This is a genomic window from Streptomyces sp. NPDC003284 (assembly GCF_053589675.1).
In genome coordinates this window covers 133,853-150,751 of sequence record NZ_JBSFSI010000013.1, presented here as the reverse complement: position 1 = coordinate 150,751, position 16,899 = coordinate 133,853, and the positions used below count along the sequence as shown (strand labels likewise).

Annotated in this window: 12 protein-coding genes; 9 read left to right on the top strand and 3 right to left on the bottom strand. The window is 75.0% G+C overall.

Going from position 1 to position 16,899, the window contains the following annotated elements; translation table 11 throughout:
* Nucleotides 1-108 precede the first annotated feature (108 nt).
* The 3 genes from ACWDYF_RS25600 (at nucleotide 109) to ACWDYF_RS25590 (ending at nucleotide 5,954) form a co-directional block, all read left to right on the top strand.
* Nucleotides 109-2,982, top strand: coding sequence for a DEAD/DEAH box helicase (locus ACWDYF_RS25600; protein ID WP_389474259.1), 2,874 nt, complete (start codon nucleotides 109-111; stop codon nucleotides 2,980-2,982).
* Complete coding sequence (locus ACWDYF_RS25595; protein ID WP_389474257.1) at nucleotides 2,979-4,316, top strand: SWIM zinc finger family protein; 1,338 nt, start codon at nucleotides 2,979-2,981, stop codon at nucleotides 4,314-4,316. The genes ACWDYF_RS25600 and ACWDYF_RS25595 overlap by 4 nt, the downstream gene beginning before the upstream one ends.
* 270 nt (nucleotides 4,317-4,586) lie before the next feature.
* On the top strand, nucleotides 4,587-5,954 hold the full coding sequence (locus ACWDYF_RS25590; protein ID WP_389474255.1) for an esterase-like activity of phytase family protein: 1,368 nt from the start codon (nucleotides 4,587-4,589) through the stop codon (nucleotides 5,952-5,954).
* 59 nt (nucleotides 5,955-6,013) lie between these two features.
* On the opposite strand, the gene xylA is transcribed toward ACWDYF_RS25590, so the two are convergent.
* Nucleotides 6,014-7,180: a xylose isomerase gene (gene xylA, locus ACWDYF_RS25585; RefSeq protein ID WP_389474253.1), complete on the bottom strand. Its 1,167-nt coding sequence runs from the start codon at nucleotides 7,178-7,180 to the stop codon at nucleotides 6,014-6,016.
* Between the two features lie 181 nt (nucleotides 7,181-7,361).
* Here xylA and xylB point away from each other — a divergent pair, with 181 nt between their 5' ends.
* From xylB to ACWDYF_RS25555, 6 genes are all read left to right on the top strand, one after another.
* Nucleotides 7,362-8,807, top strand: coding sequence for a xylulokinase (gene xylB, locus ACWDYF_RS25580; RefSeq protein ID WP_389474251.1), 1,446 nt, complete (start codon nucleotides 7,362-7,364; stop codon nucleotides 8,805-8,807).
* Between the two features lie 74 nt (nucleotides 8,808-8,881).
* Nucleotides 8,882-10,090: an ROK family protein gene (locus ACWDYF_RS25575; protein WP_389474249.1), complete on the top strand. Its 1,209-nt coding sequence runs from the start codon at nucleotides 8,882-8,884 to the stop codon at nucleotides 10,088-10,090.
* Between the two features lie 430 nt (nucleotides 10,091-10,520).
* Nucleotides 10,521-11,132, top strand: coding sequence for an N-acetylmuramoyl-L-alanine amidase (locus ACWDYF_RS25570; RefSeq protein WP_018571067.1), 612 nt, complete (start codon nucleotides 10,521-10,523; stop codon nucleotides 11,130-11,132).
* A 238-nt stretch (nucleotides 11,133-11,370) separates the two neighbouring features.
* Nucleotides 11,371-13,452, top strand: a complete 2,082-nt coding sequence (locus ACWDYF_RS25565; RefSeq protein ID WP_389474246.1) for a SpoIIE family protein phosphatase — start codon at nucleotides 11,371-11,373, stop codon at nucleotides 13,450-13,452.
* Between the two features lie 261 nt (nucleotides 13,453-13,713).
* Entirely contained in the window at nucleotides 13,714-14,061 is a 348-nt protein-coding gene (locus ACWDYF_RS25560; RefSeq protein WP_018571069.1) for a VOC family protein, read from the top strand.
* A gap of 244 nt (nucleotides 14,062-14,305) precedes the next feature.
* The gene (locus ACWDYF_RS25555) at nucleotides 14,306-15,538 is read left to right on the top strand and encodes a phosphodiester glycosidase family protein (protein WP_389474244.1); all 1,233 of its coding nucleotides are present in this window, start codon (nucleotides 14,306-14,308) and stop codon (nucleotides 15,536-15,538) included.
* Nucleotides 15,539-15,580: 42 nt separating this feature from the next.
* On the opposite strand, the gene ACWDYF_RS25550 is transcribed toward ACWDYF_RS25555, so the two are convergent.
* Both ACWDYF_RS25550 and ACWDYF_RS25545 read right to left on the bottom strand, forming a co-directional pair.
* The gene (locus tag ACWDYF_RS25550) at nucleotides 15,581-15,775 is read right to left on the bottom strand and encodes a hypothetical protein (RefSeq protein ID WP_018571071.1); all 195 of its coding nucleotides are present in this window, start codon (nucleotides 15,773-15,775) and stop codon (nucleotides 15,581-15,583) included.
* A 126-nt stretch (nucleotides 15,776-15,901) separates the two neighbouring features.
* Nucleotides 15,902-16,789: a phosphatidylinositol-specific phospholipase C/glycerophosphodiester phosphodiesterase family protein gene (locus tag ACWDYF_RS25545; protein WP_389474241.1), complete on the bottom strand. Its 888-nt coding sequence runs from the start codon at nucleotides 16,787-16,789 to the stop codon at nucleotides 15,902-15,904.
* Between the last annotated feature and the right edge of the window lie 110 nt (nucleotides 16,790-16,899).

The following is a 16,899-nucleotide window of genomic DNA, read 5'->3' as shown; positions in this document are numbered from 1 at the left end:
CGGCAGGCCATGTCCACGTCACCGGCGCCTTGGTCCCGGTCGGCCTCCGACGTGCTGTACCCTCGGCGGCCGACCCCCAGTAGTCAAATTTGAGGAATCGCCATCACCGTGCAGCGGACTTCCCCGGCGACACCGTCCGACCTCTCCGAACTCGCCCGTTGCTGCGCCGTGTTCCTGCCCGCGGACCCCGCGCGCTCCGGCCGGGTCGCCTTCTGGTGTCCCGACGGCTCGACTCCCCCGGCTCCCCCGGCTCCCGTCCCGACATCCGTGACCGAGCTGACGGTCGTCGTCCCCCGCGAGGGCGGGGTCGCTCCGGTGACCGTACCCGCCGTCGTCCTTCCCCTGCGCTCGGCGCTGCCGGTGCTCACGCACGCGCGTGCCGGTGGTCCGGGGCACCGCGCCGCCGCCTTCTGGGGCGCGGCGGCCGTACTGGGCCTGCACTTCACGGCGCGCGGCCTGCTGCTGCCGGGACTGTCGGCGGCCGACCACGATGCCTGGCGCGCGGCGCCCCTCCTGGGCGAGGACGCGGAGCGGGTCGGCGCACTGGCCGCCGCGATGCCGCCCGAGGCGCACGCCGTACCGCTCGACGTCCCCGGGCCGCCGCGGCTGCCCGATCCCGGGCGTCTGCTGCGCGCCTTCCTGGACGCGGTCGCCGACACGCTGCCCCGCTCGCCCGCCGCGTCCCTGGTCACGGGCGGACCGGCCTACGCGGCACAGGAGCCGCAGCACCTCCCGGAGCAGCGGGCATGGGCCGCCGAGGTCGCCGCGGGCCACGACACGGGCCTGCGGATCTCCTTGCGGGTCGAGGTGAGGGGGCTGGAAGCCGCCGCCGACGACGGCCCGGCCCCCCGGTTCCGCGCGGTGCTACAGGTGCACAGTGTGAGCGGTCCCGCCTGGGTGTCCGACGCCGCGGAGGTCTGGGCCGGACCGGGCGGCCCGGCCGAGGCGTTCGGTCCCCGCGCGCGGACGGACGTCCTGCTCGCGCTGCGCCGGGCGGCCCGGTCCTGGCCCGCGCTGACACCACTGCTGTCGGCTGCCGTGCCGGACGCCGTCGAACTGGCCGACGAGGAAGTCGCCGAACTGCTCGGGGAGGGCACCCGGGCGCTCGCCGCCGCCGGGGTCGAGGTGCACTGGCCGTCGGCGACGGCCCGCGGGCTGACCTCCGGGGCGACCCTCGGACCACCGGACGGCGCGGGCGGCACACCGGGTCCCGCGCCGGGCCCCGGCGCGGCGCTGTCCGCCGACGCGCTGCTCGCCTTCGACTGGTGGTTCGCGCTGGGCGGTCAGCGGCTCACCCGCGCGGAGCTGGACCGTCTGGCGGAGGCGAACCGGCCCCTGGTGCGGTTGCGCGGCCAGTGGATGCTGGTCGACCCCGACGAGGTGCGCCGCGCCCGGGGACGGCAGGACCGGAAGGTCACCGCCGTGCAGGCGCTGGGCGCCGCCCTGACGGGCTCCGCCGAGGTCGACGGCCATCGGGTCGAGGTGCGGCCCACGGGATGGCTGGCGGCCCTGCGGGACCGGCTCACGGGCCCGCAGGCGCAGGACCCGGTGGAGCAGCCGACCGCGCTCGCCGCCCGGCTGCGCGACTACCAGGCACGCGGTCTGGGCTGGCTGGTGCGGATGACGTCGTCGGGGCTCGGCTGCTGTCTGGCCGACGACATGGGGCTCGGCAAGACGATCACCCTGATCGCGCTGCACCTGCACCGGCAGCAGGATCCCGCCACCGGCGGTCCCACCCTGGTGGTCTGCCCGACGTCGCTCATGGGCAACTGGCAGCGGGAGATCGAGAGGTTCGCGCCCGGCACGCCGGTGCGCCGCTTCCACGGTGCGCGGCGCGACCTGACCTGCCTCGCCGACGGCGAGGTCGTGCTGACCACGTACGGCACGATGCGCCTGGACGCACCGCGGCTGTCCGAGGTGCCCTGGGACATGGTCGTGGCGGACGAGGCGCAGCACGTGAAGAACCCGTACTCGGCCACGGCCCGGCAGTTGCGGACCATCGGGGCACGCGCGCGCGTGGCGCTCACCGGCACCCCCGTGGAGAACAACCTCTCCGAGCTGTGGGCGATCCTCGACTGGGCGACCCCGGGACTGCTGGGCGGCCTCGGCGCCTTCCGCACGCGCTTCGCGCAGGCCGTCGAGAACGGCCGGGACCCGGCCGCCGCCGAGCGCCTCGCACGGCTCGTCGGGCCGTTCCTGCTGCGGCGCCGCAAGTCCGACCCGGGGATCGCGCCCGAGCTGCCGCCCAAGACGGAGACCGATCACGCCGTCTCCCTCACCGCGGAGCAGACCGGGCTCTACGAGGCCCTGGTGCGCGAGACGCTCGCCGGGATCTCCGCCGCGGACGGCATGGCACGGCGCGGGCTGGTGGTGAAGCTGCTGACGGGTCTGAAGCAGATCTGCAACCATCCGGCGCAGTTCCTCAAGGAGGACCGGCCGAGGATCCCCGGGCGGTCCGGGAAGCTCGAACTGCTGGACGAACTGCTCGACACCGTCCTCGCGGAGGACGCGGCGGTGCTGGTCTTCACCCAGTACGTGCGGATGGGACGGCTGATCGAGCGGCATCTCGCGGCCCGCGGGGTGCGGTCGCAGTTCCTGCACGGCGGCACCCCTGTCGCGGAGCGTGAGGCGCAGGTCCGCCGCTTCCAGGACGGTGAGGTGCCGGTGTTCCTGCTGTCGTTGAAGGCCGCGGGCACCGGACTGAACCTCACGCGCGCGGAGCATGTCGTGCACTACGACCGCTGGTGGAACCCCGCGGTGGAGGCACAGGCCACCGACCGGGCGTACCGCATCGGCCAGAGCCGGCCCGTGCAGGTGCACCGGCTGATCGCCGAGGGCACGGTCGAGGACCGTATCGCCGCGCTGCTGCACCGCAAGCGTGATCTCGCCGACGCGGTCCTCGGGTCGGGCGAGGCCGCGTTCACCGAACTGACCGACGCCGAACTGGCCGCGCTGGTCGAGCTGCGAGGAGAGGTCCGATGAACGAGCACGCGAACGGCACGGAGCGGATCTTCGCGGCGCTGCCCCCGGCCCAGGGGCGGGGTTTCGCCCGGACGTGGTGGGGCCACGCCTGGCTGAAGGCGCTGGAGGACACCGCGCTGGAGGCCCAGCAGGTGCGTGCGGGTCGGCGTCTGGCCCGCGCGGGAGCGGTGGGCGCCGTGTCGGTGCGTCCGGGCCGGATCACGGCGGTGGTGCACGACCGGGACCGTACGGCGCACCGGGCGGACGTTCTGCTGGAGCCGCTGTCCGACGACGGGTGGGCACGTTTCCTCGATGTGGCCGTGGAGCGTTCGGGGCACCTCGCGGCCCTGCTCGACCGCGATCTGCCGCCCGAGCTGGTCGAGGACGCCGCGGCCGCGGGCATCGAACTCCTCCCGGGCATCGGTGACCTGGAGCCCCGGTGCGACTGCGGGGCCTGGGACCACTGCGGGCACACGGCGGCGCTGTGCCACCTGGTGGCGCGGCTGCTGGACGAGGATCCCCTCGTGCTGCTGCTGATGCGCGGCCGGGACGAGCGGACCCTGTTCGGTGAACTGCACGCCCGGGACGCGGCGCGGGCGGGCGAGCAGGCGCCGCCGGACGGTGTGGACGCGGCGGAGGCGTACGCCCGCGAGTCCGCCCTGCCGCCGCTGCCGCCGCCGCCCGGACCACCGGCGGGGCCGGGTCTGCCGCCGTCGCTCGGCACCGAGACGGCTCCGGCGCCCGGGGTCGATCCGGCGGCACTGGAGTTCCTGGCCGCGCGCACCGCCGCCAGAGCCCACAGGTGGCTCAGCGGGGCGGGCGACAGCGCCTCCCGGGGAGGGGCGGACGAGTTCGGCCCGACCGTCGGGCAGGACGCCGTACGCCTCGCCGCGGGCGCCTCCGAAGGCACCGCCGACGCGGGCGGTCCCGGTGAGCGCGCCCTGCTGGACCGGCTGGCCGAGGGCTCGGGGCGCAGCAGGGCACAACTCGCGCGTGCCGTGCGGGCGTGGCGGACGGGCGGCGCCGCCGGTGTGGCCGTGCTGGAGGAGGAGTGGACCGTGGACGGCGAGGCACAGGCACGCGCGCGTGCCGCCCTGGCGGCGGCCTGGGAGGAGGACCGGCCGTCCCTGCGGGCCACGGGGAACCGCTGGACCGTCGTCGGCACGGGCCACCAGATCCGGCTGGGGCGGGACGGCCGTTGGTGGCCCTTCCGCAAGGAGCACGGCCACTGGACACCGGCGGGCGGTCCCGCCCAGGATCCCGCGACCGCGCTCGCCACGGCGGAGGGCCCGGACGGCGCGGAGGGCACCGTGGCGGGTGCCCCGGGGGCCGGACCGGGGCACGAGGGCGTCTGAGGCTCCCGGACACCCCTCGGCCTGCTGGGGCGCGCCTGGGAACGCCGGGGCAGGCGCGTGCCCGGACCAGGCGACGGAACGTCTGCCCGAGCGGCCGCACCCGGTCGGTCAGCCGCAAGGTGCCACCCGCGCATCCGACACGCCGACCACACCAAGAAAGTCCCAGGTCGACGGCCTGCCGACGCCTCCCGTTCACGCCTCCTTGGCCCTCCGTTGCGCGGGGCGTCCAACCCTGACCGCTGTCAGCACACTTGGCTCTCAGGAGGCCCGATGTCCTCGCACGTCCCCGGTCGGCGCCGTGTCCGGCGCACTCTCGCAGCGGGGCTTCCGCTCGCCCTGCTCGCCGGGCTTGCGGCAGCCGGTTCGGCCACGGCCGCCGACGGCCACGACCGGGGCGGGCGGGCCCCTTCCCGTGACGCGCGCGTCGTCGGCACGGCCACGCTCGGGAACATACCGCTCGGCGCGTTCAGCAACCGGCTGCTGCCGGGCACCGTGGACGACGACCGGGGCGTGAATCTGGGCGGCATCGGCAGCGACATCTACCCGGCGGGCCGCAAGGGCGAGTTCTGGACGGTCACCGACCGCGGGCCGAACGGCCAGATCAAGGTGTCCGGCAAGAAGCGCCGTACGTTCCCGGTGCCCGGCTTCGACCCGGCGATCGTGAAGATCAAGGTGTCGGGCAGCGCGGTGCGGGTGCTGGACGCCATCCCTCTGACCACCTCCTCCGGCAAGCCCGTCACCGGCCTGTCCAACCAGGAGGGACGCGACGAGGCCCCGTACTCCTACGACGCGCGGACCCCGCTGCCGTACAACCCGAACGGGCTGGACACCGAGGGCATCGTCCGGGCGGCGGACGGCTCCTTCTGGCTCGTCGACGAGTACGGTCCTTCGCTGGTCCATGTCTCCGCGCGCGGGAAGGTGCTCACCCGGTACGTGCCCAAGGGGCTGCGGCTCAGCGGCGCCGACTACCGCGTGGTGGAGGCGCTGCCGTCCGTGCTGCTGCACCGGAAGGGCAACCGCGGGTTCGAGGGGCTCGCGCTGCTGCCGGGCGGTGACCTGGTGATGGCGGTGCAGAGCCCGCTGTCGCTGCCCGACGCCGCCTCCGGGGACGCCTCGCGCACCACCCGGCTGCTGCGCTTCTCGCCCCGCAAGCAGGCGGTCACCGCCGAGTACGCGTACCGCTTCGACCCGGTGGGCGTCGTCGACCCCGGCGAGGACGACACCTCCGAGCTGAAGATCTCCTCGGTGGTCGCGGTGGGCCGTGACCGGCTGCTGGTGGAGGAGCGCACCGACAGGGCGGCACGGCTGCACCTGGTGCGGCTGGACCGCCGGGCGGACATCCTCGGCGGCCGGTGGGACGACGACACCACCTCGCCGTCGCTGGAGCAGCTCGACGACCCCGCGGCGGCCGGTGTGCCGGTGCTCGCCAAGCGGCTCGTGGTCGACCTGGGCAAGGTCGCCGGGGTGCCGGGGAAGATCGAGGGTGTCGCGCGCGTGGACGACCGGACGCTCGCCCTGATCAACGACAACGACTTCGGGATGACGGACGGCCCGGACGCGTTCGACGCGCAGGGGCGGCTGGTGGACAGCGGCATCAAGACCACGGTGACCTACGTGCGGCTGCCGCACGGCATCTGACACGACGTCATCGAAAGGGGCGGCACGCGCGCGTGCCGCCCCTTTCCCGTGTCCCCGGCTCAGCCGCGGGCGCCGAGCAGGTGGTCCATGGCGAGCTGGTCGAGGTGTTCGAAGGCCATGCCGCGGGCCGCGGCGGCGTCGGTGTCGAACTCCTCGTAGGCCGAGCGGTCGGCCAGCAGCGCCTGGAGGCCGTCGGCCGCGGTGGGCCGCGCGAGCTGGTCGAGGCGGGCGGCGCGCAGGGCCTCCTGGACGTCGGGGTCGGCACGGAAGGCGGCGGCGCGCTCCTTGAGGATGAGGTAGTTGCGCATACAGCCAGCCGCGGAGGCCCACACGCCGTCCAGGTCCTCGGTGCGCGGCGGCTTGAAGTCGAAGTGGCGCGGGCCGTCGTACCCGGCGCTCTCCAGCAGGTCGACGAGCCAGAACGCGGCGCGCAGATCACCGGCGCCGAAGCGCAGGTCCTGGTCGTACTTGATGCCGGACTGGCCGTTGAGGTCGATGTGGAAGAGCTTGCCCGCCCACAGGGCCTGGGCGATGCCGTGCGGGAAGTTCAGTCCGGCCATCTGCTCGTGGCCGACCTCGGGGTTCACGCCGTACAGCTCGGGGTGCTCCAGGCGCTCGATGAAGGCGAGGGCGTGGCCGACGGTGGGCAGCAGGATGTCGCCGCGCGGCTCGTTCGGCTTGGGCTCGATCGCGAAGCGCAGGTCGTAGCCCTGGCCGGTGACGTACTCGCCGAGCAGGTCGAATGCCTCCTTCATACGGTCCAGGGCGGCCCGTACGTCCTTCGCGGCGCCCGACTCGGCGCCTTCCCGGCCGCCCCAGGCGACGTAGGTGCGCGCGCCCAGTTCCGCCGCGAGGTCGATGTTGCGGATGGTCTTGCGCAGCGCGTAGCGGCGCACGTCGCGGTCGTTGGCGGTGAAGGCGCCGTCCTTGAAGACGGGGTGCGTGAAGAGGTTCGTGGTGGCCATCGGGACCGTCATGCCGGTCGCGTCCAGTGCCTGGCGGAACCGCTTGACGTGGGTGTCGCGCTCGGCGTCGGAGGAGCCGAAGGGGATCAGGTCGTCGTCGTGGAAGGTCACGCCGTGGGCGCCGAGACCGGCCAGGCGCCGGACCGTCTCGGCGGGGTCGAGGGCGCGGCGGGTGGCGTCGCCGAACGGGTCCCGTCCCTGCCAGCCGACGGTCCACAGCCCGAACGTGAACCGGTCCTCGGGGGTGGGCTGGTAGTTCATGCCGCGGCTCCTCGCTCGCTTGCGACTATTTCGTCATGGCGATTTACAAATTAGTATGCCGACGCGTCCCTGGGAAGGGACGAAGGGGCGCCGACCGGCGCGAAGCCCGGGTCACGCGCCCCGGCGCTCCAGGAGAACCGCACGTCAGAGCCCCGTGAGCCCGCGAGGAAGAGGAGAGCCGATGTCAGCAGCCGAGGGTCCGCTCGTCGTCGGTGTGGACTCGTCCACCCAGTCCACCAAGGTGCTCGTCGTCGACGCGGCCACCGGCCGGGTCGTGGCGAGCGGACAGGCCCCGCACACCGTCTCCACCGGCGAGGGCCGGGAGAGCGACCCCCGCCAGTGGTGGGACGCGCTGCGCACGGCACTGCACCGGTGCGGGGACGCGGCGCGCGAGGCGTCCGCCGTGTCGGTGGGCGGGCAGCAGCACGGGCTCGTCACTCTGGACGCGCACGGCGATCCCGTACGGCCGGCCCTGCTGTGGAACGACGTGCGCTCGGCGCCGCAGGCCCGCCGTCTCGTGGCGGACCTGGGCGGGCCCGAGGCGTGGGCGCGGCGCACGGGCAGCGTGCCGGGCGCGTCCTTCACGGTCACCAAGTGGGCCTGGCTCGCCGAGCACGAGCCGGAGGCGGCCCGTGCGGTGGCGTCGGTGCGCCTGCCGCACGACTATCTGACCGAACGTCTGACCGGCGAGGGCACCACCGACCGGGGCGACGCCTCGGGCACCGGCTGGTGGGCGTCCGCCACCGAGGCGTACGACGAGGAGGTCCTCGGCCGGATCGGTCTCGACCCGGCGCTGCTGCCCCGGGTGGTGCGGCCCGGCGAGGTGGCCGGGACGGTCCGCGACATCCACGACCTGCCGTTCTCCAAGGGCACCCTGGTGGCGCCCGGCACCGGCGACAACGCCGCCGCGGCGCTCGGCCTCGGGCTGCTTCCGGGCACCCCGGTGCTCAGCCTCGGCACGTCGGGCACGGTGTACGCGGTCTCCGAGCACCGCCCGGCCGACCCGTCCGGCACGGTGGCGGGCTTCGCCGACGCGCGCGGCGACTGGCTGCCGCTGGCCTGCACCCTCAACTGCACGCTCGCCGTCGACCGGATCGCCGCACTCCTCGGTGTCGACCGGGAGGCCGTCGAACCGGGCACCGGCGTCACGCTGCTCCCCTACCTCGACGGCGAGCGCACCCCGGACCTGCCGAACGCCTCCGGTCTGCTGCACGGACTGCGTCACGACACGACCGCGGGACAACTCCTCCAGGCCGCGTACGACGGCGCCGTGCACGCCCTGCTCGGCGCGCTCGACCTGGTCCTCGACCAGGACGCCGACCGCACCGCTCCCCTGGTCCTGATCGGCGGCGGGGCCCGCGGCACGGCCTGGCAGCAGACCGTGCGGCGGCTGTCGGGGCGGCCGGTGCGGATCCCCGAGGCCGGGGAACTGGTCGCGCTGGGCGCCGCCGCGCAGGCCGCGGGGCTGCTGACCGGCGAGGACCCGGCCGCGGTCGCCCGCCGCTGGCGGACGGCCGACGGGCCCGTGCTCGATCCGGTGGAGCGGGACGAGACGACGCTGACCAGGATCTCCGGGGTACTCTCCGACGCGGCCCCGCTGCTGGAGCGGGGCGCGCGGGAGCACTGACGAGACCGGCGCGGCCCACCGGACACCGACCGGCGGCCCACCTCCGCAGGACACCGACCGAGGACGACGCAGGCATGACCGCACCGCTGAACGAGCCCCGCCCGACCGGTCCGGGCCGCCCGCAGCCCGACACCCAGCAGGGCATGCGCCGCCGCAACCTCGCCCGCGTCCTGCACACCGTCAGCGCCGAGGGCCCGCTGTCGCGGGCGGCGGTCGCCTCGCGCATCGGACTCACCCGGGCAGCGGTGTCGACGCTGGTCGACGAACTCGTCCGCTCCGGACTCCTGGAGGAACTGGGGCCCGAGCGGCCGGGCCGGGTGGGCCGCCCGGGGTCGGCACTCGCGGTCAGCGGCCGGGGCCCGGCCGGGATCGGCGCCGAGGTCGGCGTCGACCACCTCGCGGCCTGCGCGGTCGACCTGCGCGGCACCGTCCGGGCGCGGGCGGTGCGGCACGGCACGAACCGCGGCCGGGCCCCGGAACCGGTGGCGGCGGAGCTCGGCGCGCTGATATCCGAGGTCGTCGCCGGGGCGCGGGACCAGGGGCTCTGGCCGGCCGGGCTCGCCGTCGCCGTGCCCGGCCTGGTCGCCCGCGACGGCCGTACGGTCGTCCGGGCCCCCAACCTCGACTGGCACGACACCGACCTGGGCGCCCTGCTGCCCGGCACGTACCCCCTGACCGTGGACAACGAGGCGAACTTCGGCGCCCTGGCCGAACTATGGCTCGGCCGGGACACACCGCCGGACTTCCTGCACGTGTCCGCGGAGATCGGCATCGGCGCCGCCCTGGTGGTCGACGGCCGCCTGCTGCGCGGCACCCGCGGTTTCGCGGGCGAGCTGGGGCATGTCCCGGTCGAGCCGGAGGGCCCCGCCTGCCCGTGCGGCGGACGCGGCTGCCTGGAGCAGTACGCCGGTGAGGAGGCCGTGCTGCGGGCCGCCGGGCTGGAGGGGGGCGAGGGCCGGGTCGGACTGCTCGCGACCCGTGCCGCCGCCGGGGACACGCGGGTGCGGGGGGCGCTGCGGGACGCCGGCCGGGCGCTGGGCGTCGCGCTGACCGGCGCGGTCAATCTGCTCGACCCCGAGACCGTCGTGCTCGGCGGCGCGCTGTCCGGGCTCGCGCCCTGGCTGCTGCCCTCGCTGGAGGCCGAGCTGGACCGGCGGACCGCGGGCCCCGCCTGCCCGGTGTCCGTCTCGTCCCTCGGACCCGAGGGGCCGCTGCTGGGGGCCGCGCACTCGGTGGTGCGTGCCGTCCTCGACGACCCGTCAGCCGTGGCCGAACACGTCTGAAACCCGCCGTACTTCACTCGTCCGGGTGGTCGAGTTCTCCACAACGCGCCGCGCGTCCACGGATCCCTGCCGCGCCCTTCTGTCCAACCCGGCGGCGCCGTACCGTAATTCACGCGAGACGCCGTCCGCGGACCCCGCGGCCCACGACGGCGGCCCGCGCCCACCCGGTCGATCCCCGCACCGCCGGGGCGGGCGACACCGACCGGACACGCCGCCCGGCTCCGCACCCAGCGACCGGCCGTGCGCGAGACTCACCGCCACCGACACCCGTCCCCGCCCTCACCCCCGGCCCGGCCCCGGCCCCGCCCCCACATCTACGCGCATCCCGCCGACAGACACTCGCGCCACCGACACGCCGCCCCACCTCGCGTCCCCCACGAGAAGCGAGATCCCCCCATACGAGCCCCACACACGAGAAAGGTCGTCGCCCATGGACCGGGCAGGATCCCAGCCCAGCCGACGGCGCATCCTGCGGGGCGCCGCAGCGCTCGCCGCCGTCCCCACCGCCTTACTGCTCCCCGCCTCCCCCGCGGCCGCGCGCCCCCGTCCGCTGAGCGCCGGGTATCCGCCCACCGAGTGGCTGCCGGCCTCCTCCTCCAACTACACGGCGTCCGACCGGCCCACCAGCTACTCCCTCGACCGGGTGATCATCCACGTCACACAGGAGACGTACGCCAACACCCTCGCCATCTTCCAGAACCCGCAGAAGAAGGTGTCCGCGCACTATCTCGTCCGCTCCTCCGACGGGCATGTGGCGCAGTGCGTCCGCGAGGCGGACATCGCCTGGCACGCGGGCAACTGGGACTACAACACGCACAGCATCGGCATCGAGCACGAAGGGTGGGTGGACCAGCCCGCGTACTTCACCGACGCACTGTACGAACAGTCGGCCCGGCTCACCGCGGCCATCTGCGACCGGCACCAGATCCCCAAGGACCGCTCGCACATCATCGGGCACTACGAGGTGCCGGGCACGGACCACACCGATCCGGGACCGCACTGGGACTGGGTCCGCTATCTGAGAATGGTCAACTTCATGTGACGGCGGTGGGGCGCCCCACCGGGCGCCCGCCACGCATCGCCCGCGCCGCACCCGCCTCACACCGCGCACCGCCACCACCCGCCCAACCGGCAAACCGCCCACCCGTGGGCCTCACGCCGCGCACCGCGCGCTGCGCGTGCGGCGGGCTCCCGGGCGGAGCACGCTGGAAGCCCGCACCGGGGACACGGGCCCGGCACACGGCGGGAGCGGACGGACCGGCCGGCCGAAGGAGGTCCCAGTGGCGTACGGCGATCCCGGACGGCCCGCGGACGAGATCTCGGCCGCCATGCTGGAGGCGCTCTTCACCCGCTCACCGGTCGCACTGCATCTGCTGGACCCGGATCTGCGCGTGGTGCGGCTGAGCACCGCGGCGACCGGGATGCGGGAGACCTCTCCGGACGAGCTGGCGGGCAGGCCGGTCCGCGACGTCTACCGCATGGTCGAGGACAACGACCTGGAGACCGCGCTGCGCGAGGTGCTGGAGACCGGTGAGCCCCTGTGGCAGCGGCTCGTACGGGCGTGCGTCCGCGCGGAGCCGCCCGAGGAGCGCTGCTTCGAGGCCACCGCGATGCGGCTGGAGGGCGCCGACGGGCAGGTGCTGGGCCTCGCGGTGACCGCGCTGGACGTCACCGAGCGGGAGCGGGGGCGCGCCCGCGCCAGGGTCCTCGACGCGGTACGGCGACGGGTGGGGCGCACCCTCGACCCGGTGGTGACCGGTGAGGAACTGGTGGAGGCCCTGGTTCCGGAGTTCGCGGACATCGCGGTGGTGGAGGTGGTGGACTCGGTGGTCCGCGGCGACGAACCACCCCCGGCTCCACTGCCGCCGGGCACACCCTTGATGCGCACCGCGTTCCGCAGCGGCCGCACACATCCGCCGCAGGCGCACCCGGTCGGTGACGTGCGGCGGCTGCCGGGACCCACGCCGTTCACCCAGGCGCTGACCGATCTGCGTCCCCGGGTGGTGCCGCTGCGTCCGCGGGCGCCGTGGATGCCCGCCGACCCGCCGCGTGCGGACGCCATGGACTCCTCGGACTCCCACACGCTGCTGGTGGTGCCGCTGGCGCTGCGCGACGCGGCGCTCGGGCTGGTCAGTCTGTACCGCACGGACGAGTCGCCGCCGTTCGACGCGGGCGACCGGCGGCTCGCGGTCGAACTGGCGGCGCACGCGGCCCTGTGCGTCGACAACGCGCGGCGCTTCATCCGGGAGCACACCGTCGCCGCGACGGTGCACCGCCAGTTGCTCCCCCGCCGCCCCGAGTCCCACGCGTCACTGGAGACCGCCTACCTGTCGCTCACCGGTGCCGACCCCGGCGCCTGGTACGACACGATCGCCCTGTCCGGCGGGCGGACCGCGCTGGTCGTCGGGGACGTGTCCGGGTGGGGTCTGAACGCGGCGGCCACCATGGGCCAGCTGCGCACGGTCCTCAGGTCCCTGTCGGCGTTCGACCTGTCCGCCGACGAGCTGCTGGCCCGCCTGCACGACACGGCGGCGCAGCTCGCGTTCGAGCGGGCGAACCTGCCGCTGGGCGATCCGCTGCGCCGGGAGGCGCTGACCGCCGACTGCGTGTACGCCGTCCACGACCCGCTGACCGGGACCTGCGTGGCGGCGGCGGCCGGTGATCTGGCCCCGGTGGTGATCCGTCCCGACCACACCGTGGACGTCCCCGATGTACCCGCCGGGCCACCGCTGGGCATGGCCGAGGACGCGCCGTTCGCGACCGTCGAGTTCGAGGTGCCCGCCGGAAGCGTGCTGGTGTTCACCAGCGATCCGCGGGTCACCGCCCACCTCGCGGACTCCTCCCGGGCGCTGCGCTCGGCGCCGGACTACGCGGACCGGCCGCTCCAGGAGCTGTGCGACGCCGTCGTCTACGCGCTGCCGAAGGATCTGGCGGCGGGCGACGCGGCGGTGATCGTGGCACGCACCCGGTCCCTGCCGCCCGACGCCTTCGCCTGCTGGCGGCTCGACGACGACAGCGCGGCGGTGGGAACGGCCCGCGCCCTCGCCGGTGAACAGCTCGGCGCGTGGGGCGTGGACGACGAGACCGCCTACAACACCCAGCTCATCGTGAGCGAACTCGTCACCAACGCCGTGCTGTACGGAGACCCGCCCCTCGAACTCCGCCTGATCCACGACCGTACGCTCACCTGCGAGGTGAGCGACGCCGGCCGGGCCGCCCCGCATCTGCGGCACGCGCGCTCCGCCGACGAGGGCGGGCGCGGGCTGTTCATCGCCGCCCGGCTCGCCCAGGCATGGGGCGTCCGCTATACGGCGACGGGCAAGACGGTGTGGACCGAGCAGTCCGTGACGGACGCTCCCTGACGCCGACTTGCCCCCTCCTCCCCCTCCCCCCCCGGGACCCGGCCGAAGCCCAACCGACGTCCGGCCCAACCCTGACCGAGCCCGGCCCGGGAAAGGTCAGGGAACGGACCAGGGACGGACCAGGTACGGACTAGGTACGGACCGAGACCGGGCCAACTCGGCTTTCCCCCGGGCCGCTTCGCTAGGCTGGCCGTACCCGTCACCCGTCCGCGTACGGCGCCTCCCGCGTCCGCGGAGACCAGCGATCACCGGAGCCGCCCGATGCAGGTCCGCCGTGTCGTCCCCAACGTCCGTTCCGAAGCCCTGGAGGAGAGCGCGGACTTCTACGGCCTCCTCGGCTTCGAGCAGGTCATGGACCACGGGTGGATCCGGACCCTGGCCTCCACCGTGAACCCGGCCGCGCAGATCAGCTTCATGGGCGAGGACCGGACGGCGCCGGTCGTTCCCGATCTGAGCGTGGAGGTCGACGACGTCGACGCCGCCTACGCCGTGCTGCGCGAACGCGGCGCGGAGATCGTGCATCCGCTCACCGACGAGGAGTGGGGCGTGCGCCGCTTCTTCGTCCGCGATCCCAACGGCCGGGTCGTCAACGTCCTCGGGCACCGCTGAGGACGGGAGCTCCCCGCGCACCCGCCCACGCACAACCGGCCGGAGACGCAAGGCCGAAGACATAGGGCCGGAGACGTACGGCCGGAGACGTACGGCCGAAGACACCCGAAGGAGTGCGTTTTCCCCTCTGTTCCCGCGTCGTCGGCGTCCGGGCACCTCCTGGGACACCGGATTCTGCTGCACTGCCCTGTGTCCGCACCGAGTTGACGAGACATCAGGGGGCACGGTGGGCACAGCGGGATCAGTGGCGGCGCGTCGCACGGGCCGGTTCACCACGGCACTGGCCGTTCTCCTCGCCGGGGGCGCGCTGGCGGGCACGGCCCTGGTGGGAGCGGCGGCGCCGGCCAGCGGAGCGCCCGGCACCGAGCGGATCGCACCGGGAGTGGAGTACCGCGAGTTCGACCTCGCCGCGGCCCACGGCACGGTCCGGGTGCATGTGATCGGCGTCGATCTGGACGACAAGGACGTGCGTGTCGGCCTGTTGCACCCGGACGCCGTGGCGGCCAGGGGCACCGTGTCCCGGCTGGCCACCGCGCAGGGGGCGCTCGCCGGGGTCAACGGGGACTTCTTCGACATCACCGAGACCCAGCACCCCGGCGTCGCGGCGACCGGCGCCTCGGTCGGTCCGGAGATCGCGGACGGGCGCGCGCTCAAGGCCGCCGTACCGCGCGGCCAGCGCTTCGGCCCGGCTCTGCCGCCCGGCACGACCACCGAGGACGTGCTCGGCGTGGGCACCGACCGCAGGGCGCGCCTCGACCGGCTGACCCTGTCCGGGACGGTGACCACGCCCGAGGGGCAGGTGAAGCTCGGCGGCTTCAACCAGTACGCGCTGCCGGTCGGTTCGGTCGGTGCCTACACCTCCGACTGGGGCTCCGTCTCCCGGGCCCGGACGGTCTGCGGCACGGACACCGAACGCGGCGCGCCGTGCAGCAAGGACACCTACGAGGTGACGGTCCGGGACGGCAGGGTGACCCGGACGGCCGGCGCGCCCGGCAGCGGCGCCGTCCCGGACGGCACGACGGTGCTGGTGGGCCGGGAGGCGGGCGCGCAGCGGCTGCGCGCGCTCTCCGTGGGCGAGGCGGTACGGGTCGAGCACCGGGTGACGGCGGTCTCCGGGGTGCCCTACGCCTTCGCGGTGGGCGGTTTCCCGGTGTTGCGCGGCGGCGCGGCGGTGTCGGGTCTCGACGGGGCGACGGCGGCCGTGCGCACCGCCGTGGGCATCGCGGACGGCGGGCACCGGCTGCTGCTCGTGGCTCTGGACGGGGCGTCCGCGTACCGGAGCGGGCTGACCCTCGCCGAGGTGGCCGCCGCCCTGCGTGACCTGGGGGCGAGCGACGGCTTCAATCTGGACGGCGGCGGCTCCAGCACGCTGGTCGCCCGGGAGCCCGGCGGCACGAAGGTGACGGTGCGCAACCATCCGAGCGACGGCGCCGAACGGGCGGTCGCCAACGGGGTCGGGGTGTTCTCCGGCGCGTGACCCGCCCTCCGCAGGCCGCGCGGGGCGCGGGCCCCCACCGTGTCAGGGCCGCAGGCTGCTGACGATCTCGGCGGTGGCCGCCAGCCCCTCGTGGATGGTGGGCGCCATGCTGGAGCCGGCCAGGAAGAAGCCGAGCATGCCGCAGACCAGGGCATGGGAGCACTTCAGGGCGCCGTTGCGCACGAAGATGATCGCCAGGATCGCGAGCAGCAGCACCACCGAGATGGAAATGGCCATCGTCAACCTCCTCCGCCACGCCCACTTCGCGGCTTTCGGCCGCAAGTGTGGCGTAGCGGAGGGTTCGTCCGGGCGGCTGACGTGTCCGCCGAACGTGTGGTTCTGCCGGTGGCCGCGCGAGCGGTCCTACGGCCTGGCCGGGCGGCCGCCGCGGCCCTCGTGGGCGTCGAGGAAGGCTTCGAGACCGGCGAGGTCGTCGGTGTTGAGATGGTCGACGCCCGCGGCGAGCAGTTCGCTCCACAGGGCGTCGCGGCCCGGTCCGGGGGCGTCCGGGGTGGCCCAGAACCGCACCCGCTGCCCGTGGGCGTGGGCACGGGCGACGATGCCGCGCAGCGTGCGGCGCTCGGCCTCCGGGAAGGGGCCGGTGCCCTGCCAGGTGAAGAGCGACGTCCAGTCCTCGCTGATCAGCGGGGCGAAGGAGGCGGGTGCGGGACCGCCGAGATCGGTGAGCCGGCCGTCGTAGAAGGCCCGGCGCACCGTCTGGGCCTCCATCGGGCCGCGGGCCGCGCGGTCGCCGGAGATCACGGCGGTGACCGGGCCGGGGCGGACGCGTCCGTGGGCGCAGCTGGTGAACAGGTGCCGGTAGCGGGTCAGACGGCGGTCGAGTTCCCGGTAGGTGGCGGCGCCCTCCGTCTTGATGTCGACGAGGAGCTGGAGCGGCCGGGCGGGTGCGCCCGGGTAGACGGAGCCGTGGTGGGCGCGGACGCGGGCGTCCAGCGGGTCGAGGTAGAGGGCTTCGAGGGTGCGCCGGGGGTCGAGGCCGGCCGGGTCGTGGGCGACCAGGAGCTGTCCGCCGACGAGGTAGATGTCGGCCTCGACGCTGCCGAAGCGGTGGTCGAGGGCGTCCAGGAGGGGGCGCGGGTGCTCGTAGTCGTTGTGCGCGTGGGCGTGCCACAGCGGGCGCGGGCCGGGCCGCCGGTCACCGGCGGCGGCGCGCGCGGCGGGCAGGGCGACGGTGCCCGCGAGGGCGGCGCCGAGGGTGGTGAGGGCTCTGCGACGGGTGGTGAGGGCCATGCTCTGCCTCCCTGGAGGGGCGTACGGGACCTCAGGGGAGTATGCGTGGCGCGCGGGCTCGACGGGCTTCGCGGCGAGGGGTGTTGGCCGGATGGTCCGCCCCTGTTCAC